The following is a 21,488-nucleotide window of genomic DNA, read 5'->3' as shown; positions in this document are numbered from 1 at the left end:
AAATCTCCTATTGAAACCGTTCTGAGTAAGCCAGTGTGTAGGCACACGGATCAGCATTGCCACTCTGACACATCACCGACTTCGGAACCACCATGGGTGCCAGGGTGACGGTCGTCGTGTATGAATAGTACTTGGGGGACGCAGTATTGGATGCGGAGCACGCAAAAGCGCTATCACCGCAAACGAGTTGAATACTGGGGATGGGAAAACGGGAATCGGCTTTGGCGAGTGCGCTTGACGCCCAACTTGAAGCGTTGGTGACGTCAGGTGGCGGTGCGTACTGAACGTATTGCCCGAAGGCGCGCAATGCCTGCCACGCGGATATATATTGGAAGCCAGCGACAGCAACGTCGGCAAGCGGCAGAAGCAGGAACAAGCACAAGAACCAGTAAACGATGATCATCTCAAACGCGACGGCGCCGCGTTGATCCGCTATCAAAGAACCTTTCTTGCTCATAAGCCTACCTCGACGGGGGCGACCGAAAGTCCGATCGTTAAAACCAGTGGTTCCACAGGGTAGTCACCGTGCTCATCGCTTACTTACTGGAAGCTGGTGAATGTACGAACAAGGCGCAGAAACGGGCTTCCACCCATAATGACGAACATGGCTGGAAGCAGGAACAACACCATCGGAATAGTCAGCTTGGCCCCTAACTTGTGCGCTCTTTCTTCCAGCTTGGTAATGCGTTCTCGCCGCAGGTCGACCGCGATACCGCGCAGAGCCTGGCCCAATGGCGTTCCGTATTGCAGGCTTTGGCTGACCATGGCAGCAAATCGGCGAAGCCCCTCCGACGTAGCTCCCAATTTCTCGAATGCGTCGCTGCGATTTGGCAATATCCGCAGATCATCAAGGAGACCAAATAAAACCCGGGCCAAGGCAGGATTCGTCTGGTTTAATTCTTGCGCAACTCGTTGCACCGCGCTCTCCAGACCCATTCCCGCTTCGCTGCACACAACCAGCAAATCAATAGCATCGGGCGTGCCTACTCGAACGGCAGCTTCAAAACGACGTCTCAGTACCATCAGAATTAATCGCGGCCCCATAATTCCGATCACCACCCCAATCAGCGTAAAGATCAGCACATCGGTCAGTGGCTTCCCAGAAAGCTGCGCAACAAAAAACGCGACGATCGGGAATAAGAACATGCTGACAGTTTTGACGCCGATCCAGACCGGCAGGGTTCGATGATGATTGAAACCTGACGATTGAAGGACCGTTCGTAGTTGTTCCAGATTTTCCGAAGCGTAGAAGCGCCGGTACCGCATGCCGAGCGATGACATCCAGCCGGTCATGTCCTGGAATCGTGCTGGCTGGTTAGGAATGCCCAGTACCGCGTTTGTTACCCGTGTGTTCAATGTACGAAGGTGTACTTCGTAAATGATCAACATCAAGGTCACAGCCCCAGCCGCTATGGCCAGCGTCACCATGCCGAGACCAAACGTCATAGTTTTGTTTCCCTTCTGATCATCCAGCTTATAACCAGGTGCCCCATAACCACCGAGGTGACCGCGTAGGCCAGGAGCATGTTTCCAGTCGGATCCGTGAACAGTAGATCAATTGATTGCGGATTGACCCAGTATAGTATCGCTCCAACAACCAAGGGTGAGATTGCAAGCGCTCGTGAGGAAAAGATCACCTCTCCTGCCAAAGCCTTCGCGCGCGCAGCTAGCGCAACACGCTGACTCACAGTGTCTCCCAGTGTCTGCAAGGTTTCGCTCAAACTGCCACCCGACTTCAACTGGACTGCCAGCGTCATCGCAAAGATTCCATACTCTGCCACCTGCGTTCGCCAATAGACATCCTCGATAGCTTCCTCTGGAGGTCTCCCCAACCTTACTTCGTTACATACGATGGCAAACTGCCCAGCAGTTGGCTCGGGCATCTCGCGCGCGATAGTGCGAAATGCTTCGTTCACAGGCAGCCCGGATCGAACGGTACTTGTCACCAGCTGGATCGTGTCAGGTAGCTGTCGAAACAGTTGATTGGCGAGGCGACGGCGCTGCCATCCAAACAGACCTCGCACCACCATGATGTCGACAATTGCAGCCGCGAGGGACACGTAGAAGGTGGAAAATCCCAGTAGGCTATTAGCATAAAAGACTGCCACTGCTGCGATGGCACCGGCAAGCAGCACATACGCGGGGTGCCAGTCGTAAGCCATCTCGGGACTGAAATTGGCAAAGCGGTGGAAAAACCGCCACCGGGACCCGGCTTGTAACCGACGAATGGAGGGCAGCCTCGCAGGGTCTGAGGTTGGTAGAGCGATCGCTAGTTGACGATCGAAGCGCCTGTGTCGTGCGTCGAGCCATAACGTCTCGGCCGCTGCGCATAGGACGAGCACCAGGACAATGATAATCAAAGGCTCCGCCATCATAGCTGCCTCATGGCGTCAACCCAGGCTCGATCAAGCCCAAAATAGGTAAGACGGCTCTTGAATTTCGGGATTGCTTGGGTGGACCTATAGGTACCCGATATCCGCCCGTGAACATCCTCCTCTTCGTACTCGAACGCCGCGATGTCATTGGTGGTGATCACATCGCCTTCCAGGCCGATCACCTCGCTAATCTGGATGACGCGACGCTGTCCATCCCGCATGCGTTCTACTTGCACGATGATGTCCAACGCAGCGACGATCTGAGACCGAATCGCCCGTAGCGGCAGATTTGGCTGCCCCATCTGAACCATGTTTTCAATTCGAGTCAGTGCGTCGCGGGCTGAGTTGGCATGCACCGTGGAGATCGAACCATCATGACCTGTGTTCATCGCTTGCAGCATATCAAATGCTTCAGGGCCGCGCACCTCGCCTACGACGATCCGGTCAGGACGCATGCGCAGGGCATTCCACACCAGATCACGTTGTGTCACCTGCCCCGTGCCTTCGAGGCTAGGAGGCCGGGTTTCCAAGCTGATCACGTGCGGTTGTTGGAGCTGCAACTCTGCCGCATCCTCGATGGTGACAACGCGTTCACTGTGATCAATGAATTGGCTCATAGCGTTCAACAGCGTCGTCTTGCCTGAACCAGTACCGCCAGAGACCAGAACATTGAGGCGAGACCGGGCAGCAATCTCCAGCAATTTTCCCATGGCCGAAGTCAGTGAGCCGTTTTGGATCATACCGGCCATATCCAAACGGCGACTTGGAAATTTTCGGATGGAAATGCAGGGGCTATGGATCGCCAGCGGCGGAAAGATGATGTTGACCCGGCTGCCATCCGGCAGGCGGCAATCCACCATCGGACTTGATTCGTCAACGCGCCGTCCAACCTGCGCCGCAATCTTCTGCGCCACCGATGCGATGTGAGCATTGTCGCGGAATCTTATCGCGATTCGTTCCAGCTTGCCGTTGCGCTCGACATAGACGTTACTTGGTCCGTTGACCATGATATCGTTAATCGACTGATCCATCAGGAGCGGACGGAGCGGCCCATAGCCGGTCATGTCGTCCGCTATCTCGTCTGCTAGCTGAAACTGCTCGCGACCTGACAATTCGAGTCGGTCCTGGTTGGCGATGCCATGGATGATTTCCTCGATCTGCCGCCGGAGCACATCGCGCGAAACAGTTGCCGCCACCGATGGCTCAATCTGCTCAATGACCCGTTCGCGCAGTGATGCTGGCATCTCGACGCGCGCGCGCAGCGAAGATGGCATCACGATTTGTTCGCGCAGCGAAGCCGGCATCACGGGCTGCTCGGTCGAAGGTTCGCCTGGCATCACCGGCTGCGCGGTCAAACCGTCGTCGCTTGGCATCAATTCAAGCAAACCAGTTGGCCCGCCATCCCTTGGCGTCGATTCAGGAAAACGGGTTGGTGTGCCATCGCGTTCGCGCGTACCAAATTTTTTCGTCACCGGAACAGCCTCCTGAACCATCCCTTCCGCTGGGCGCCGATACCGGCGATCTCCCGCACAATCGGGGCGAGGTAACGACGCAGTTTTGATACGTGCTTTAAAGCTGGAATTCCGAGATTGACCGCTTGGGTCATCCCCTTGCCGAGATCGGGAATCACCATGTCGGGTTCTGCGCCCAAGGCCTTGACGATCGTGGCCCGGGGAAGGCCGCCGGCACGATTGGCACGATTGAGCAAAGTGAAGACCCGATCCTTACCGGCAATGTTGGTGACGGCATTGCGGAGTGCATGGGCGTTGCGAAGTCCGGTCACTTCCGCCTCCAGCAGCACCAGTACGTGGCGCGAAAGTGTGATCACGGGATGGATGGATGGCGGAAACGGCACCGGTATGTCGACAACGATGTAGTTGAACCGTTGACGGAGCAGACCCAGCACGTGTCTCACTCCGGCTTCAGTGATGTCCAGCTGCGCATCCAGATCCTCATCGGCGGAAATCAAGCAAACCCGCTCGTTGATATCAATTGCCGCGCGTTCGAGAAACAAGGTGTCCGCCCGCATCGGGTTTTCCAGAGCGATCCGCAGCCCCGGCCCGGGCCGAACACCCAGCATCACTGCCGTTTCGCCGTTTTGCAAATGAAGGTCGAGCAGCGCGACCTTGGCCTTTGTGGTCTCGGCCAGTTGCAGTGCGAGATTGATAGCGATACTCGTTGCTCCGGCGCCCCCCTGCGCGCCGCAGATCGAGATCACATGCCCGCCCCGATCGGCCGCACCGGGTCTCACGTCGCCAAGCAGCTTCGGGCGCAACTGATGCAGCACCATATCGCGCGTGAGCGGCCTCGGAAGGTACTCGGTCAAGCCGATTTCCATCAGCTCGCGGTAGAAAGTGATCTCCCGGCTCTCACCGATCAGCGCCACCAGAACATCGGGAGGGCAGACGGCGGACAACCTTTCCAGTTCGGTAAATGGATCATCGAGTCCACTGATGTCTGCCACCAACGCAAATAGCTCGGTGTCGGTCTCGAGCATCCGTATGGCATGACTGATCGTGCCACGTCTGATTGACAAGTTGCTACCTTCGAGGCCTTTTCGCAGCGCTGCTGCACTGAGCTCGTCATTTACGAAACAAACGATTCGGTTGCGCGTTACAAGAGACGCAGCTTCTTCGGTCGGACTGACTATTGCCATGTTAATGCTCATCGCCGTTTCTCCAGCGGCTTTACGGCCTCAACCTCATCAGCCGCATGGACCACCACCGTTTCGCTCTCGCGGGCAATTTTCGGCAAAACGCCACAACCGAAGGTTGAATCTTGTTTCCTGACTGAGTATTCCTGAACCTTACCGCCTCCATAAACCACCACCGCTGCGCTCTGGCCGGCAATGGCATTCTGGCGGGCTATTTCCGGCGATACATCGCAACTGGAAATAGTGCGACTGTCCGCTGTATCCCGTAGCTCGACCGCTGACCGCATGGCCAAGGAAAGCGATCCGAGATTTTTTGCGACCGCAATCTTCTTGACCTGCTCTGGCGCAAGCTGCAGTGACACGGTTTGCGCTACCTTCGCGGCCGTGGTGTTATTGGCTCCGCCGCCTTGCACAATCTCCTGGTCAATCGCGATGATTCGAACATTTTGGAGAAGGGTTTCGCTGAGGGCCCGACGCGCGACATCTGCGTTCGCGACCACTTGGGTCAACACGACATCCACATAGTCACCCGGCTTGATCAGGCCCGAGACACCAGATTCTGCATCAACCTTGATGCTGATGGCACGGGTACCCGGTTCCAAGACGCTGGCGAGGAAACCCCGATCTCCTCGGAGCAATACGTTTTCTGATGTGATAAGACTGCCAGTGTCGAGGTTCTTGCGAACCAGGGAACCGAGAAGTTTGTTCCTATCCTCGGTCGTATCACGTATCGCCCCCGCTGGAACACTATCCAACGGCTCGGAACGGAAATCTTCGTCGCGTGTCAATGTACCCGCCTTCAACGGACGTGCCGCGACAAGGTACCGAGTGAGAGGCGCCGACGCCTTCTCCGTGACCTGTACCGGGACCTGTGCTTTCGACACGTTCATGTTGTAGGCGATAAGCCCGAGCGCAGTGGTTGCGAGCAAAAACACTAAAATGATCGAGAGACGCAAACTAGACGACATGTCAGAATCCTCGGTTCAAAACGGTCCAAATACCACCGCACGCTATCGCAACTCCGTAAGGAAGCGGCGCGTGTCGCAAATGGCGCCAGCGCTCGATCGCGTAGACGCGGCGTACGAACGACGATCCGGCGGGCGCCAGCCTGGGAGATGGCAGCAGGCGCATCATTACATGCACCAGAGCAAGAACGCCGCCGGCCAGCGCGGTTATGGTGAACAACTCAATCACACCCCGCAACGGGAGACCAATCGCCAAAGCCACCAGCAACTTGACATCGCCGCCGCCAATCATTCCCCGCTGGTATATGACTAACAGCAGCGCGAACAGAATTGTCGCGACGATCAGCGATCCGGCAACTTGCATCGGGCCGCCAACTTGCCCGGCGATCCCTAGCAGCGCCAACACCAGACAAATTTCATTTCTGATCAATCGTGTCGCGATATCGATCGTTGCGACATAGAGCAACAACAGAATTTCCAGAAACGAGGCTGTGGGAGCAATCCAATCCATTAAATGCACGCCTTTGAAAAGCCGGGCACATTAAAACGCATGCTTTAAGATCAAATGCATGCTTTAAAAAAGGAGGGGCAGATTCCATGCCCCCCTCTGAGGTCAGACGACCATATTACGGCACGGCGGCGAAATTGGTGACGATCTTGGCGATCCCCCCACTCAGAGCAGACCCGATACCAGAACCAGTAGTGGTACCGTACGCAGCTAGCACCGCGGCGATGATACAAACGGCTACGATCACGTACTCGAACGACACCACGCCGTCCTGGTCCGCGCGCAGGTTCTTCAAGGCTTCGGTTGTCTTAAAATAATACTTCAACATAGGAGGAAATCCTTCTTTACAAGATGAAACTGCAACTACGCTGGCAGACAAACGCGCTGCCAACTGGGTAAACTTTGTGTTAAAGTGGCCTCTAAGTCAATGTTTGCCCTAATTTAACCTTAACCGTGAAACTCCGGTGTAACCGGCGGGCTACAACGCCAAATCGCCGGGCATTCTCTGCTTTTTCTGGCGCCGGTTGACCGAGTTCCCTCCCGCGCTCAGGCGGAGTACCCCGAAAAAGCAGGATGTACCGGAATGATACGCGGCAACTGGCAGCATAAGCGCGTAGTCGGGAAACGCCGACGCCAAGAGTCGCTTCACATTCAATAACAGTTTGCACATTGCCGCCCAGCGACACGCAGCCATCGAGGATTCGAGGAGCGCCATTGTGTGACCGCTAGCGGCGCGTGTTTGTCAGCGTCAGCGTGACGGCCATCGCGATGTTCGTCGTCCACAGCTCGTCTTCGGCACCGAGAGCTGGCTGGCGTTCTTCCACTGGCTGCCGAGAACCTCGCAAGCGCACCTGACCGAGGGCAAGATGACATGGTGGAAGTTGCAGAGCATCCTCTCGATGGTGCGTTATTTCAGTGGCACCGAACGACCTTTCGTAACCGGCATGAGGCCCCCACCTCGCGGTCGTGCGCGTGGTCTGCGATACAGCTTGGCATGAGCTGATCGTTGGGAGTGAATCGATGGCAGATGCCATGCTTGATGCCAGGCAGGAAGGCTGTTCGTATCGTCGTATCGAGTTGATCACCGGGGAGCGCCGGCGGCGGCGGTGGACGGCGGAAGAGAAGGCACGGATCGTAGCGGAGAGCTTCGAGGAAGGCGCCAACATTTCCGAGGTCGCGCGCCGCAATGGCGTTGTCCGCGGGCTGCTCACGGTATGGCGACACAAGCGGCGGCAGGCGTCAAGGCGCTAGGCTTTGTGCCGGTCCGGATCGGTTCCGATTGCGGTCCGGCGACGGCAGACGAGCCGGGTCATCTTCCGCCGGCGCACACGAGGCCGCAGGAGATGGTCTCGCCACCAGGTCAGCTGCGCGGGGTGATCGAGATCGAGATGAGCGGGGTGCGCATCCGGGTCGAGCCGGGAGTCGACGCGCCGACGCTTTCGACGGTGTCGGCGCTTCGGGGCGGCCGGTGATCGCGCTGCGGGCCGACCTCAAGGTGGTGCTGGCGGCACAGCCGGTCGACTTTCGCAAATCGTTGCACACGCTGTCGGCGCTGGTGAGCGAGGCGCTACGTGCGAACCCGTATTGCGGCGACGTCTTCGTGTTCCGCAGCTCCATTGCATCTGGGTTGATGGGACTGCTTTCGAATGGGGACAAGCCCAAGCAGCTTGACCTTGATCTGCAAGTTTCTGGCCTGGTTTACCGGGCTGGCCATGTCCCGCTGGGACGGTGGTTGTGGCGATCTCGTTCATTCGGCTGGTGGCGGCTCGGCCGCACTCCGCTGCAGACGTTGAGGCGTCCGCCCCGGACATCATCATCAGGCGCGTCTCGCGACCTCGGAAAGGATCATGACCCAGCGACGGCAGCAACGCGATCGCATTGAGATTTATAGCAAAGCTGAACGACATCAAATACCAACTACCAACCACCCAGCTGGCGATCGATTTGCCAGCCGCCCTCGCCCCTTCTCCGCAACCCCGACCCGCTCCGACGGGACGAGCGCTACGGCATTGCCAAACGGCTTGAAAAAAGGAAGAGAGGACTTGACAACAATCCGCAATTAAAGGGCCGAATGACACTGCCGGCATTATCAAGCGGTTCAGTCCCCACCCCGGATCGCTGCTTGCAGCAGCTCGGCGTCAATGGCCTTCGGCTGCACCGTGGTATCGACCGTCACCCGCGCCAAATCCATGCCGCGCCAGCGCGGGTGTCGTGCGCCAGACGCAGGCTCTCGGCCAGCAACATCCCACGTTGGAAGAACTCAGTTAAGTGTTCTGAGATGCTGCCCACCCTCTCAAGGCGGCAGATTCCGCTGCCGCCTTTGAGGTCAGACGACCGTACTACGGGACGGCGCTGAAAGTGTTGGCGATTTGCGCGATCCCCCCACTCAGAGCAGACCCGATACCAGTACCAGTAGTGGTACCGTACGCAGCTAGCACCGCGGCGATGATACAAACGGCTACGATCACGTACTCGAACGACACCACGCCGTCCTTGTCGGTGCGCAGACGCTTAAAAGCTTCTGTGGTCTTGACATAAAAATTCAACATAGAAGCAAATCCTTCTACAAGGCGAATTAATGCATACATCAGAACGTCGATGGCCTCCTGCCAACAGCCCAAATTTATACTATCTGGTCCGAAGGTTGTCATCCGCTAATCCTTTATTAACCTTAAGGGGTACCCTTCCCTGGTTCTGCAGCATGAAATCTTTTTACCTTCCGGGCTTGGATCGATTTTGGTGGCTGGAGGACCGCGAACCTCCTGCCCCACGTCGATACGCGTTCTTCGTTCAGCCTCGCCGGCTGCGCGAAGGCCTGCAACCAAATGGCAGCACTTCCAGCAACGCTTCCGACATGCAACGGGACGGAACGCTATGAGCTGATCTGGGCCTTCGCGCCCCCGTTCCGTTGCGTCACCGATGCCAGCTTGTTGATCAACGGTTTCTCTCCATCGCTGAGTGAAGGATGGCTTAGATCAACCGGGCTCGATTCCGTGGAACGCCGGGCGAACCACCTACGGCGGGTTCGATCCTGAGAAAAACCGGCTAAGCTTTGTGGGGATCAGAAAGGATGTATTCGCGGCATAGGCGAGATATTCAGGAAAAGCCACCTTTAGAATCGCCTCTTCGTTTATCATACGCCGACATTGAACCATCGCAACTGCAATGAGAATCAGCACGGCAAGCGGCGAAAGCACCTGGAGGGTGATGCCGATCAAAGCAACCCCCTCACAGAGGTAAAGCGGATGCCGGACGATTCGATAAGGTCCTTCTGTCACCAAGCGCCTTGCCTCCGCAAAAATGCTGAAAGATTTGCCCAACCAGCGAAGCACCACGAAAGAAAGCGAAGTGCCCACCAGGATCAACGTCGTGGACACGACCGACCAAACAGGGCCCAGCTCTGCCTTCGGAAGCAAAGCAAGTGTTGTGCACAAAAACGTGCCGAGCAAAGCCGAGAGCCGCGGCTCGATGCCTTTGGACTTCTGTATCGGGGCCAGCCGGGTAATAGCTGTCGCTGCAACCAGGCTCAGAAAAAGGACGTTAGCAATACTGGCCGCAAGCATGAGCAGCTTATGGATGCTGTCCAACGGAAACAGGCGAGGAATTACCGCAACGCCAATCATGACAAGCGCGGTAAAAACAACAACGACCGCGGCTCTCGCGGTCCGATCGAGCCAACGATTGACAGTCAACTCTACGGCCATACTTTCCCCGTGGGATTCGGTTTCATCGAGTTTGACGGTCATCGTCTCAATCTCGTGCTTTCCTTGTCGGCGAAAGTGACCCGGCAAGTCCTTGAAAATTTACCTCCGTTCCCCGCTCAAGCAGGATAGATCATTCAAGGTGCAGATTTAACCGGTAAAGCACGGGGGTCCGTTACGAAGCGAGGGCGGTGTTGGCTCCGACCACCGCGATCCAATTACGAAAGCGCCTCGGCCACGCACTCAGCCATTATCGGAACGGATACGATAGCAACGAAGTCGTACGACCAAACATGGTGGGTCGTTCAGGTCGCAGACGGATGCAGGAGCCTTCATTGAGCCACGGACGCCCGCGTTCGGCTGTTTGGCCGACCTTCGAACTTGCGGCGGATGTCTTGGAAGACGGGACGAGCCGCGGCCGCAACATGCTTAATTGCCGTCGATGGAATCCGCGTTTCCCGGATGCCTGCGACGAACGTGGACGACGGCCACGTCATCGGCATAAGTCCGCTCCCATCCTTGCAGTCGATCGAGCAGACCTACGGCCTGAGTCGAGGGGAAAAGCAGCGTTGCATCGATATTGTATTCATCGAGCAATCTGACAAAATCCGCCAGATCATCGAGCCAAATGGCTCGGAAATAGCGTTTGAGAAAGACCGGCCCGTACAATTCGGCACGTGAATCAATGAACGTCGGAATACCCTGGAAAATCAGATACCCGCCGAAGTAGTAGTCATTTAAGACGCGATTTGCCTTTAAGCTCGTGAGCCTTTCCACTGCAACGCGCGGAACAAGCGGTGGCGTATTCTCCATTGTCGCCACGATCACTCCAGTTGTTAAAACGAGGCCCGCGATAGCTGCGATAAAAGCTGTCCTTGCTGCGGGAATGACTTTCCGGCTGTGCTGCAATTGGGGCCATGAGAGGTGCTCCCCTAATGGACCGGCAACGAAGAACGGGGCAACGAGTGCGAAAACGTCGACATAGCGTATATGGGCGAGAGTCTGGTAAATTACAGCTAGGAGCACAGCAATCCTGAGCGCAGGCAGCTTAAACCCGCTGTACAGGACGTAAGCAGCGCCAGCGATAATGCATACTGTAACGGGATTTAGTGTGCCGAAGTCCAGCGCCCTCCACTCGCTGATGTTTGAAAGGGTCGCCCCAAGGTTCAAAATGCGGGATGTGACCAGGATCGACTCGAGCCCATACGGGGTGATACAGCCAGCCACAAGTGCCAGTACCCCAAATCGAAGCCATTGCAACGCGATCGTCATGCGGGCGGATTTGCCCGCTGTCCAAAGTGCTTCGAAGGCAAACGGCGCAATCAAAGCCAGGCCCAGCGTAAAGCTTCCGTGCAGATTCGCCCAGAGAGTGATGAGCGGGATATACGCGACCGAAGGAGCTCGGCCCCGTTCGGTCGCCTCGACCAGGGCGTTAGCCCACAGCACCATTAAGGGAAAGATCAAGACATGCGGCCGGGCCAGCATGTGGATCTCCGTCATGGCAATTCCGGCACCCACCAAGATCATGACAGGTATGTTCGGCAGTCTTTTCAAAAGTAGAAGCGTAAGCAGGAAGAACGCTATGGACGCCGACAGCGCGGCTAGTATTGCAGGTCCCGGCCAACCAGCTAATTTGAATGCAGCGAAGTAAAGGACTTCTGAAAGCCACGCGCTGGTTATCCAAGGTGAATCGCGCATGGTGAAGGAGAACAGATCAACGTGAGGTACAGCACGATGATCAATGATCCACTGGCCGACCGTAATGTGCCAATAGAGGTCCGAATCCCTCGATAGGCTGGCCATCCTGGTGATGAGCGTCAGATAGGCTGTAGCCGCGAATATGAGTGGCAACCAAGGCCGAAGGTAATCGCTGCGAATAGGGGCCGCGCTCAGCCTGGTCTCCGCATCCACCTGAAACGAAATATTGCTTGAAGGCATGCTCTATGTCCCGGGATGTCGACTATTGTCAACTTCGACCTATCGGCGCAACGAAAAGCTCTCAAGTTGATTAATGGCCGCGCCAGCATTGGCGGTGGCGGGCTGAACTTTCGCTTAAAGAACATCACTGCATCGGCAGCGAACAGATTAAGTTAAATTCCAACGCGGCAGGCCGACACAATTGATGAGGGTTTTGATCCTGGGCCGACCTTGCTCGCTGCAGAGCGGCGCAATCCGCAATCTCGCCAACGGTTATCTCCATCGCTGAGTGAAGGAAGGCTTAGATCAACTGGACTCGATCCATCGAACCGGGGCGAACCACCTACGGCGGGTTCGATCCTGAGAACCAGCTAAGCTTTGTGGGGATCAGAAAAGATGTATTCGCGGCATAGGCGAGATATTCAGGAAAAGCCACCTTTAGAATCGCCTCTTCGTTTATCATACGCCGACATTGAACCATCGCAACTGCAATGAGAATCAGCACGGCAAGCGGCGAAAGCACCTGGAGGGTGATGCCGATCAAAGCAACCCCCTCACAGAGGTAAAGCGGATGCCGGACGATTCGATAAGGTCCTTCTGTCACCAAGCGCCTTGCCTCCGCAAAAATGCTGAAAGATTTGCCCAACCAGCGAAGCACCACGAAAGAAAGCGAAGTGCCCACCAGGATCAACGTCGTGGACACGACCGACCAAACAGGGCCCAGCTCTGCCTTCGGAAGCAAAGCAAGTGTTGTGCACAAAAACGTGCCGAGCAAAGCCGAGAGCCGCGGCTCGATGCCTTTGGACTTCTGTATCGGGGCCAGCCGGGTAATAGCTGTCGCTGCAACCAGGCTCAGAAAAAGGACGTTAGCAATACTGGCCGCAAGCATGAGCAGCTTATGGATGCTGTCCAACGGAAACAGGCGAGGAATTACCGCAACGCCAATCATGACAAGCGCGGTAAAAACAACAACGACCGCGGCTCTCGCGGTCCGATCGAGCCAACGATTGACAGTCAACTCAACGGCCATACTTTCCCCGTGGGATTCGGTTTCATCGAGTTTGACGGTCATCGTCGCAATCTCGTGCTTTCATCGCCGGCGAAGGGCAAGCCCTTGAAATTTGCTTCTGTTCCCGACTCGAGCAGGTTTGGTCATTCAAGGTGCAGATTAACCGGTTAAGCACGGGGGATCCGTTACGAACTGAGGTTTATTAGGGCGGGGCGCCTCCTCTGGCGCGCGCATCGTCTCAGCCAGCCCCGTTGTGTCCGGTTTGGATCGAAAGATCCGCTCGCCGATGAACGGATAAAGCAACTGAAGCCCATAGCGCTGCGGCATCGGCCGATCCAGACCGTAGATCGTCGGTATTTGCCCTCGCGGCAAATGAAAACTCCCGAACAATAAATCCAGGAAGGACAGCTGCGCCGCGAAATTCCGGTCCCTGGCTTCACGCTGGTTGCTATGATGCCAATGATGAAATTCTGGCGAAACAAACAAGAAGCGCAGCGGACCGAATCCTAAGCGAATGTTGGAGTGAGCGAGAACCGACTGCCACAGATGGAGCATGGCAAAGGCCCCAATTGCCCATTCGGAGAAACCCAGCGCGATTACAGGTACCAGCGAGACCCCCATGGTCACAATCTGATCGACCGGATGGCCCCTGCTCGCGGCCAGCCAGTCAAGCTCCTCCATGCTGTGGTGAATGGAGTGGAATCTCCATAGCCAGGGAACCGCATGAAACATGCGATGGGTCCAATAGAATCCCAAATCGGCGAGCACGATGACGGCCGCGATTTGCACCCAATAGGGCAAACCGCCGACCGTTGCCTGAAGGGATGCCGGGACAATCCATGCAGCGCAATAAATGGTCCCAATAATAACGGCCAGCAGACCAAGCTTAGTCAAAATGCCATTCAAGAGCAGGAAGATTACATCGTTGCCCCAATCGCGACGAAAAACCTTCTGCTCCGGATGCATGCCGAACAGCCGCTCGAGCGGTACAAACACAATAAAAATGACAAAAATTACCTTGAAGCCAAAGGGATCCATTACGCTCCTCCCTTGGCCGTTACCCTATCGCTATTTACCGATGGAATAAAGGCTAAACCGGCGGCTGCCCATCATGATGGTTAAGTGGTCCGGGATGCTGACCGTCTGATCTCCGACAACATAGAGGTAATCATAGTCGGTGCGCCAACCGCGGACATGGGCCGGCGCCGGTCCACCACCTGAAGCGCTGTTCAACTGCGAAATCGGTGTGGGTAGGTAGTCACGCGAATCTTCGATTTCGAAACGCGATTTCGAAGGCGCTTTCTTGATAGGCCCCGACACATTGTAAAGCGATGGCACGAATGCGTTTGCGTAGTGCGCCGCCAGTGTCGGGGCATAGAACATCGGCGTATCTACGCCCCCACTGCCATCGCTGCGTGCGATCAGGATCGTTGAACCAGGGGGAAGTAAATGAAATGACTCGATCATCTCGGCGTAGTCGGAACGGTAGGCCGACCAAACGGATGCGATGCTCGCCGCATTGACGAGAATGATGGTTACAGCCACGAGTGCGGCCACCGATTGAACGGACCGTGACGGCCAGCTCACCGTCAAGAACGCGGGAAGGATCGTCATTATCGCGGGAATGAGACGAACCTCGGAGTATGCGCTATCGAACAGTCGCGTCGGCATTAGTAGATATGCGACCAGAAAACCGGATCCGATTAAGATGGCAGGCCGCGTCAGCCCGAATACGCGGTTATATCCAAGGAACAGCAGCAATGCAGCGATTGTAAGCGCAAGTGCAATTGAAAGAGATAGGTTGTACCCATTCATAACCAGTAACGGCCACACCAACTTAAATATGAACCACCAGTCGAACACCGGCTTCCCAATCGCACCGCCTGACCAAATGAGATAGACGTAAAGCGCAACGACGGGGAACCCCATCACAGCTAGCGTTCGCGCCGCCTGACGGTACCCGGCAATTCGGCTGGCTTCGTAACAACCAATCGTCAAACCATAGATACCCAGCCCGAATAGGTGACTGACGAATAGCACAACGACAAAGATCGTATGTAATGCGATCTGCGCTTGCCAACGCCCGTCACGGTAGCGAATCCAAACCGCGATAGCCCACAACGCGACGCCACAGCCAAACTCAAAGTTCAACAAACCCCAAAGGAAAGGCAAGCTGTAAAGGGCAGTTAGCGCTGCGAAGCCTGAGAGTTGATGTCGCCCGCGAACCACGATCTCCAACGCAATCGCGCCGGTAACCACCAGGGTCTGGCTTGCAAGCAGGAAAAGTCGAGTGGCGGTTTCGACACCAACTAACTGAGCCAACCATGGAACAATAATATCGACAGCGAGATTCGGATAGAGGCGCGAATCCACTACATAAGCTGTGTTCGACCGTCCAGCGGCGGCATCAACGAGCACGTGCATTCGAGCGAGATGATTGACGTAGTCGATCATCGCGGGGATCCGAACTAAAAGTACGGGGGCGACCGATATGACAAACAGCGAACCTATTAGGATTAGATCTCGGTGCCTCAAAATTGCCTGCGGCTGCCCCCGCAACTTTTGCTCGTAAATCATGTTACTCGCCAAATAACGCTTGATATCTCGCCGGAAGGATATCCGCTACTCATACAACGTAACGTCTACGACTACACCTGATTATTTGCCGATTTGTTCCAAAGAGCCGGTCGCGGAAATCTGGACAGGACGATAAGTGGAATTTCTGCCTGACAGCGGCGGATAATTGCCGTGAACAGGAGAGACCATGAGCAGACGCATCCCGTATTCATCGAGCAATCGGACAAAATCCGCGACATCGCTAAGTGTAACTGCGCGTTCATAGCGAGTGAGGAAGGCTGCCCCGTACAACTCGGCACGTGAATCGATAAACGTCGGAATCCCCTGATAAATCAAATAACCGCAAAGTAGTACTCGTTGAAAATGCGATCGGCTTTCCTCTCTTTGATTTTTTCGACGGCAGCAGAGGGCGTCCGGGGTGGCGCAAAATCAGCCATGGCTATCGTCACACCGGTCACCGCGACGAGCGCCACGATGGCCGCGATAAATCCTCGCCGCGACGAAACAGTCATCTTCAGGTCGTCCGGCTGCACCCGGTATGACAGGTGTTGCGCCAGCGGGCGCGCAACAAAAAATGGTGCTACTGTTCTGACTCATTCATTTGCATCCCGCTTTTGCGATGGCGAGCGCTTTTTTGGCTCGGCGGTGCTTTGCGAGGATGGATTTGGCGCTGGCGGTCCACTTGAAGGGCTTTGGGTTTTGGTTTCGATGCTCGATCCACTCGTCAATCGCGGTCTTGAGTTCGGTGACGTCGTTGAAGGTTCCTCGCCGGATGCGCTGGCGAGTGATTTCGGCGAAGAGCCGCTCGACGAGGTTGAGCCAGGAACAGGATGTCGGCGTGAAGTGCAGTGTGAAGCGTTTGTGTCGCGCCAACCAGCGCTTCACGGCCGGCGTCTTGTGGGTGGCGTAGTTGTCGAGGATCAGATGCAGATCGAGATGTGCGGGCGTCTCGCGGTCGATTGTTTTCAGAAACGACAGGAACTCGTCTGCCCGATGGCGTGCCAGACATTCGCCGATGACGGTACCGGCCGCCACATCGAGCGCGGCGAAGAGTGTTGTGGTGCCGTTGCGCTTGTAATCATGGGTCATCGTGCCGGCACGGCCCTTTTTCAAGGGCAAACCCGGCTGCGTGCGGTCGAGTGCCTGGATTTGGCTCTTCTCATCGACGGAAAGCACCAGCGCCTTCTCCGGCGGATCGACGTAAAGGCCGACGATGTCCTCGACCTTCGCGACGAAGTCGGGATCGTTGGAGATCTTGAAGCTGCGCACGAGATGCGGCTTGAGGCCGTGTTCGGCCCAGATGCGCTGCACGCTCGTGTGGCTGATGCCCATTTCTTCCGCCATCGACCGCACGCTCCAGTGCGTGGCATTGGCGGGACGCTCCTTCACGGTCTTCTCGACGACCTTGAGCTTCATGGCAGCGCTGAGCGGCTTTCGGCCAGGCGGCTTGGAGCGGCCTTTGATCAGACCATCGACGCCGGCCTCGGCAAAATAGTCCTGCCAGCGCCAGACGGTGGTCTTCGAAACCCCGACCTCACGCATAATCGCCACGACGCCATGACCGTCCGCCGTCATCAGCACGATCCTCGCTCGCTTGGCGATCTTCTGAGCCGTGTTTCCATCGGTGAGCAGTTGCTCCAGTTCCCTGCGAGCCTTGCGATCAAGTACAATCAAGTCATTTCCCATGCCGCGAGTGAATCATGTTCGCGACAAGTTGGGATTCAAATGTCAGTGACAGAACACTACCAGTGCCATTACGTCGACGTAGCGCATGTGGGCCAAGGTCTCGTGAAGGACCGCAAGCAGTACAACAATTCGCATGGGAGGAAGCTTCAATCCGCTATAAAGAACGTAGGCCAGGCCGGCTAACAGGTAGCCTTCAAAAGGACCCAGCATCGCGAAATTTTGCGGTTGCCACTCGCCGATGGCCGAAAGAACGCTACCGAGGCCAAGGATCCGAAACGTGGCGAGGAACGACTCTGCGCCATACGGAGTAATACAGGCTGCCGCCAGCGCCAGCAGCCCAAACCGGAGCCATTGGATCGCCAGTGCCCTCCGCGCGGATGGGTCGGCCGTCCAGACCGCCTCTGATGCGAACGGCGCAATGAGCGCCAACCCCAGCGTAAAGCTGCCGTGAAGGTTCGCCCAATGGTGTAGGGAAGGAGACTTAGATACGCGGTTGCGCCGAATATGATTGGCAGCCAAGGCCGCAGGCCATTCCCGGATTTGCGGTTGTCTACGGCGGCTAGGAGCCTGTCCGAATAGTCGCTGTTCAATTCTGAGCGAGTCTGATTCAACCTTGGGCGATGAGCAAGTATTTTCGCCCCTGGAATATCGATCAGACGCTGCTTTTGCCGCCGAATGTGCAGGACTTCGTGCCGAAAGGCCATGTCTCGCGGTTTATCGTTGAACTGATGCGGGAGAGCCTCGATCTCAAGGAGATCACGGGCCGCTATGTGAGCGGGCTCGGGCAGCCGCCGTTTGACCCGCGCATGATGGTGGCACTTCTGCTGCACGGCTATGCGAGTGGGTTGTATTCGTCGCGGCGGATCGCGAAGGCCTGCCGCGAACGGAACGATTTTGTGATGATTGTGGCGCTGGATCCGCCGGACTTCCGGACGATCAGCGACTTCCGCAAGCGGCATTTGAAGGCGAGCTATGGCCCAAAGTTGGTGACGGCGTGAATCGGGAAGGCGGCATATCGTGGGGGTGTTCAACGCCTCCACTTCTCCACCAAAGGAGCGATATGCCGTGTCTAAGGATACCGTCGTAAAACTGATTCAGCCAGGAACTTTCAGCGACCAACTCACCGACATTTTGCGCGATGGGGCGCGTGCCCTTCTCGCCCAGGCGGTGGAGGCCGAGGTCGCCGGGTTTCTTTCCAAGCATGCCGATTTGAAGACCGAGGATGGCCACCAACGCGTGGTGCGCCACGGTCATCTGCCCGAGCGCGAGGTGATGACGGGCATCGGCGCGGTCCCGGTGCGCCAGCCCCGCGTGCGCGATCGCGAGGCCGCAGCCGGCGATCCCCGCCGCATCCGCTTCTCGCCATCGATCTTGCCGCCCTATATGCGCCGCTCGAAGTCGATCGAGACGCTGCTACCGATCCTCTACCTGAAGGGCATCTCGACCGGCGATTTCTCGGACGCTCTGGCGGCCTTGCTCGGCAAGGATGCGCCCGGCCTCTCGGCCAGCGCCATCGGCCGCCTGAAGGACGGCTGGCAGGATGATCATGCCCAGTGGCGCAAGCGTGATTTGTCGGGCAAGCGCTACGTGTACGTCTGGGCGGACGGCATCCACCTCGAGGCGCGGCTGGAAGATGAAAAGCAGTGCATCCTGGTGCTGATCGGCGCGACGCCCGAGGGCAAGAAAGAGCTCGTCGGGTTCACCGATGGCGCTCGGGAAAGTGCGCAGGATTGGCGCGATCTGCTGCTGGATCTGAAGCGATGCGGGCTCGATGCCCGGCCCGAGCTGATGATCGCCGACGGCGCGCTCGGCTTCTGGAAAGCGGCCGGCGAGGTCTGGCCGAAAGCACGCGAGCAGCGCTGTTGGGTGCACAAGACGGCGAACGTGCTGGGCAAATTACCCAAGAGTGTGCAACCAAAGGCCAAGCGGGCGCTGCAGGAAATCTGGATGGCCGAGACCAAGGCCAATGCCGAAGTCGCCTTCGACGCCTTCATCGAAAGCTACACGCCGAAATACCAGAAGGCCGTCGATTGTCTGACGAAGGATCGCGACCTGCTGCTCGCCTTCTACGACTTCCCGGCCGAGCATTGGAAGCACCTGCGCACCACCAACCCGATTGAAAGCACTTTCGCGACCGTCCGCCACCGCACGATCCGATCGAAAGGCTGCCTCTCAAACAAGACCGCTCTCGCCATGGTATTCAAGCTGGTCGAAGGGGCGCAACGATCCTGGCGACGGCTCGACGGACATGCACACTTGCCAAAGATCATTCTCGGTGTGAAATTCACCGACGGGATCGAGGTCACCGCCAAGCTGGCCGCCCCTCAGCCCGCAACCGCCGCCGCCTGACTGATCAGGCCGTCACCAAAAATTGGCGATAGCTCTTTGAAGGCGCTGGGTGCGCTGTTCCTGCAGGTTCTGAAGTTGTGCGAGACGGCCGGGCTGGTCAAACTCGGCCACGTGGCGCTGGATGGCACGAAGATCAAAGCAAACGCGTCGAAACATAAAGCGATGAGTTATGAGCGCATGAAGAAACGCGAGGCGGAATTGAAAGCCGAGGTCGCTCGCATGCTGGCGGCCGCTGAGGCGGCGGATGCTCAGGAGGACGAGACTTTCGGCAAAGACAAACGCGGCGACGAGCTGCCGGATTGGGCTGGCGACAAGGAGAAGCGGCTGGCGAAGATCCAGCAGGCGATGGCGGCGCTGGAGGCCGACGCCAGGCTGGCCGCGGAGGAAGAGCGTCGCATCGAGGCCGAAAAGGAACAGCAGCGCCAAGCCGAAGGCCGCAAGAAGCCGGGCAAACCGGCGGCGCCGGCATCGGACCAGCCTGATCCCAAGTCGCAACGCAACTTCACCGATCCGGAAAGCCGCATCATGAAGTCGAAGGATGGCTTCGTTCAGGCCTATAATGCACAGGCCGCCGTCGACGCAGGCGCCCAGATCATTGTCGCGCACGAACTGACGCAGTGCGGCAACGATCAGGGCCAGCTGGTGCCCCTGATCGAGGCCATCGAGAACAATCTCGGCCGCACGCCGGAGCAGGCCTCAGCGGACTCCGGCTACTGCAGCGAATCCAATCTCGAAGCGCTCGAAGCACATCGCGTTGACGGCTATGTCGCGCCTGGACGCGCCAAGCACCCGACAGCCGCGAACGGAAAAATCGGCGGACCGCTGACCCAACGGATGCGAAAGAAGATCGACGATGGCGGCTTCGAAACGCCCTACCGATTGAGAAAGCAAGTGGTCGAACCGGTGTTCGGACAGATCAAACAGGCACGCGGCTTCCGCCAGTTCCTGTTGCGGGGTGTCGAAAAAGTGCGTGCCGAGTGGGCCATGATCTGCACCGCCCACAACCTCCTGAAGCTGTTCACCCTCGCAAAGGCTGCCTGAGCCGGCTAACCTGCCAATAAATGCCCGTCGCAACGCCTATCTGGACGGGCTCCTAGGCTGGCAGAGCTGGCTTTCTTTGTTACAAGCATTAATCCTGCCATTTTGAGCGCGCCGCCATCTTCGCTTGTCCTGAGAACGGCATCAGTGAGCTGTCGTGCATTCATTCAATACGCATTCTAACACGACCAGCAACGGAGTAGCTGGGGATAACCCGACGCAGACACCGCCCTTGGTGGCATGGTAAAGGGCGGGCGCCGGAAGCGCCCCTGTGTCGTAGTTGTAGCACGTCGGAACTGTTCTACGTCGGCATGTTTCTCTGCAGCATTCCGTTCGCCTTGGGCTTCGTCAATTTTAAGTTCGGGCTCGGAGTCGCGCTACGCTCGTCTTCCCCAGCGCTCGATGCCAAGCAAGCCAACACCGCGCCGCCCGTAACCAGAACGGCCGGAGGATCATTCGTGCCAACCTCCTGGTCTGTGACCGATATTTTGGGCGGCTCTCGAATTTGGCCTTAATATACTGAAATGCCGTGACCAGCATGGGCTCTCCACGGCCCAAAGTACCGCGATTGATCGCGACACCGGCCTGATCAAACGGACCGCTACTTTGATTTATGCTTCCGGAAATGGGTGTCTGCGGGCCGGCCTGTTTGCGTGGCCTCGAAGACGGCTGCCCCCATGCAGATGCTCAATCAAGCATCAGGCCTATCC

23 protein-coding genes and 1 pseudogene are annotated in these 21,488 nt (G+C 57.1%); 6 read left to right on the top strand and 18 right to left on the bottom strand.

From position 1 onward, the window contains the following. Positions 1-7: 7 nt before the first annotated feature. The 8 genes from NL528_RS18585 to NL528_RS18550 all read right to left on the bottom strand — a co-directional run bounded on the left by NL528_RS18585 (position 8) and on the right by NL528_RS18550 (position 6,829). Entirely contained in the window at positions 8-457 is a 450-nt protein-coding gene (locus NL528_RS18585) for a hypothetical protein (protein WP_309184138.1), read from the bottom strand. 83 nt (positions 458-540) lie between these two features. Further along, positions 541-1,446: a type II secretion system F family protein gene (locus NL528_RS18580; protein WP_309184137.1), complete on the bottom strand. Its 906-nt coding sequence runs from the start codon at positions 1,444-1,446 to the stop codon at positions 541-543. Further along, positions 1,443-2,375, bottom strand: coding sequence for a type II secretion system F family protein (locus tag NL528_RS18575; RefSeq protein ID WP_309184136.1), 933 nt, complete (start codon positions 2,373-2,375; stop codon positions 1,443-1,445). The genes NL528_RS18580 and NL528_RS18575 overlap by 4 nt, the downstream gene beginning before the upstream one ends. Further along, a complete protein-coding gene (locus NL528_RS18570; RefSeq protein WP_309184961.1) occupies positions 2,372-3,649 on the bottom strand; it encodes a CpaF family protein in 1,278 nt (425 codons plus the stop codon). Before NL528_RS18570 ends, NL528_RS18575 begins: the two co-directional genes overlap by 4 nt. A 194-nt stretch (positions 3,650-3,843) precedes the next feature. Beyond that, a complete protein-coding gene (locus tag NL528_RS18565; RefSeq protein WP_309184135.1) occupies positions 3,844-5,043 on the bottom strand; it encodes an AAA family ATPase in 1,200 nt (399 codons plus the stop codon). Next, entirely contained in the window at positions 5,040-5,996 is a 957-nt protein-coding gene (cpaB, locus tag NL528_RS18560) for a Flp pilus assembly protein CpaB (protein WP_309184134.1), read from the bottom strand. Before cpaB ends, NL528_RS18565 begins: the two co-directional genes overlap by 4 nt. 1 nt (position 5,997) lies before the next feature. After that, entirely contained in the window at positions 5,998-6,504 is a 507-nt protein-coding gene (locus NL528_RS18555) for an A24 family peptidase (protein ID WP_309184133.1), read from the bottom strand. A 115-nt stretch (positions 6,505-6,619) separates the two neighbouring features. After that, on the bottom strand, positions 6,620-6,829 hold the full coding sequence (locus NL528_RS18550) for a hypothetical protein (protein ID WP_309184132.1): 210 nt from the start codon (positions 6,827-6,829) through the stop codon (positions 6,620-6,622). Between the two features lie 692 nt (positions 6,830-7,521). On the opposite strand from NL528_RS18550, the gene NL528_RS18545 reads away from it, so the two are divergent. Genes NL528_RS18545 through tnpB form a run of 3 tightly spaced genes read left to right on the top strand, consistent with a single transcriptional unit; the run spans position 7,522 to position 8,383 of the window. Next, positions 7,522-7,752: a transposase gene (locus NL528_RS18545; protein WP_375144027.1), complete on the top strand. Its 231-nt coding sequence runs from the start codon at positions 7,522-7,524 to the stop codon at positions 7,750-7,752. Further along, positions 7,716-7,973, top strand: coding sequence for a hypothetical protein (locus NL528_RS18540; protein WP_309184131.1), 258 nt, complete (start codon positions 7,716-7,718; stop codon positions 7,971-7,973). Before NL528_RS18545 ends, NL528_RS18540 begins: the two co-directional genes overlap by 37 nt. Then, entirely contained in the window at positions 7,970-8,383 is a 414-nt protein-coding gene (gene tnpB, locus NL528_RS18535; RefSeq protein WP_309184130.1) for an IS66 family insertion sequence element accessory protein TnpB, read from the top strand. Before NL528_RS18540 ends, tnpB begins: the two co-directional genes overlap by 4 nt. Positions 8,384-8,608: 225 nt before the next feature. Here tnpB and NL528_RS18530 read toward each other — a convergent pair. From NL528_RS18530 to NL528_RS18485, 10 genes and pseudogenes are all read right to left on the bottom strand, one after another. Further along, positions 8,609-8,742 (bottom strand): annotated as a pseudogene (locus NL528_RS18530) (IS5/IS1182 family transposase); the annotation flags it as partial. A 98-nt stretch (positions 8,743-8,840) separates the two neighbouring features. Next, positions 8,841-9,152, bottom strand: coding sequence for a hypothetical protein (locus NL528_RS18525; protein ID WP_309184129.1), 312 nt, complete (start codon positions 9,150-9,152; stop codon positions 8,841-8,843). A gap of 363 nt (positions 9,153-9,515) precedes the next feature. Then, on the bottom strand, positions 9,516-10,247 hold the full coding sequence (locus NL528_RS18520) for an isoprenylcysteine carboxylmethyltransferase family protein (protein ID WP_309184128.1): 732 nt from the start codon (positions 10,245-10,247) through the stop codon (positions 9,516-9,518). A 384-nt stretch (positions 10,248-10,631) separates the two neighbouring features. Next, complete coding sequence (locus NL528_RS18515; protein ID WP_309184127.1) at positions 10,632-12,140, bottom strand: hypothetical protein; 1,509 nt, start codon at positions 12,138-12,140, stop codon at positions 10,632-10,634. 322 nt (positions 12,141-12,462) lie between these two features. Next, entirely contained in the window at positions 12,463-13,191 is a 729-nt protein-coding gene (locus NL528_RS18510) for an isoprenylcysteine carboxylmethyltransferase family protein (RefSeq protein ID WP_309184126.1), read from the bottom strand. A 96-nt stretch (positions 13,192-13,287) separates the two neighbouring features. Further along, entirely contained in the window at positions 13,288-14,166 is an 879-nt protein-coding gene (locus NL528_RS18505) for a sterol desaturase family protein (RefSeq protein WP_309184125.1), read from the bottom strand. Positions 14,167-14,196: 30 nt separating this feature from the next. Then, positions 14,197-15,582 carry a hypothetical protein gene (locus tag NL528_RS18500; RefSeq protein ID WP_309184124.1) on the bottom strand — a complete coding sequence of 462 codons (1,386 nt, stop codon included), beginning with the start codon at positions 15,580-15,582 and terminating at the stop codon, positions 14,197-14,199. 455 nt (positions 15,583-16,037) lie between these two features. Next, on the bottom strand, positions 16,038-16,217 hold the full coding sequence (locus NL528_RS18495; protein ID WP_309184123.1) for a hypothetical protein: 180 nt from the start codon (positions 16,215-16,217) through the stop codon (positions 16,038-16,040). Between the two features lie 85 nt (positions 16,218-16,302). After that, positions 16,303-17,391: an IS630 family transposase gene (locus NL528_RS18490; RefSeq protein ID WP_309183221.1), complete on the bottom strand. Its 1,089-nt coding sequence runs from the start codon at positions 17,389-17,391 to the stop codon at positions 16,303-16,305. Positions 17,392-17,433: 42 nt separating this feature from the next. After that, a complete protein-coding gene (locus NL528_RS18485) occupies positions 17,434-17,910 on the bottom strand; it encodes a hypothetical protein (protein WP_309184122.1) in 477 nt (158 codons plus the stop codon). A gap of 101 nt (positions 17,911-18,011) precedes the next feature. On the opposite strand from NL528_RS18485, the gene NL528_RS18480 reads away from it, so the two are divergent. From NL528_RS18480 to NL528_RS18470, 3 genes are all read left to right on the top strand, one after another. Next, positions 18,012-18,389 carry a transposase gene (locus NL528_RS18480; RefSeq protein WP_309184121.1) on the top strand — a complete coding sequence of 126 codons (378 nt, stop codon included), beginning with the start codon at positions 18,012-18,014 and terminating at the stop codon, positions 18,387-18,389. Between the two features lie 67 nt (positions 18,390-18,456). After that, the gene (locus tag NL528_RS18475; protein ID WP_309176722.1) at positions 18,457-19,740 is read left to right on the top strand and encodes an IS256 family transposase; all 1,284 of its coding nucleotides are present in this window, start codon (positions 18,457-18,459) and stop codon (positions 19,738-19,740) included. 36 nt (positions 19,741-19,776) lie between these two features. Continuing rightward, a complete protein-coding gene (locus NL528_RS18470) occupies positions 19,777-20,781 on the top strand; it encodes a transposase (RefSeq protein WP_309184120.1) in 1,005 nt (334 codons plus the stop codon). Positions 20,782-21,488 lie beyond the last annotated feature (707 nt).

Source organism: Bradyrhizobium sp. Ash2021, assembly GCF_031202265.1.
Classification (GTDB): domain Bacteria; phylum Pseudomonadota; class Alphaproteobacteria; order Rhizobiales; family Xanthobacteraceae; genus Bradyrhizobium.
This window is presented reverse-complemented; position numbering and strand designations above follow the sequence as displayed.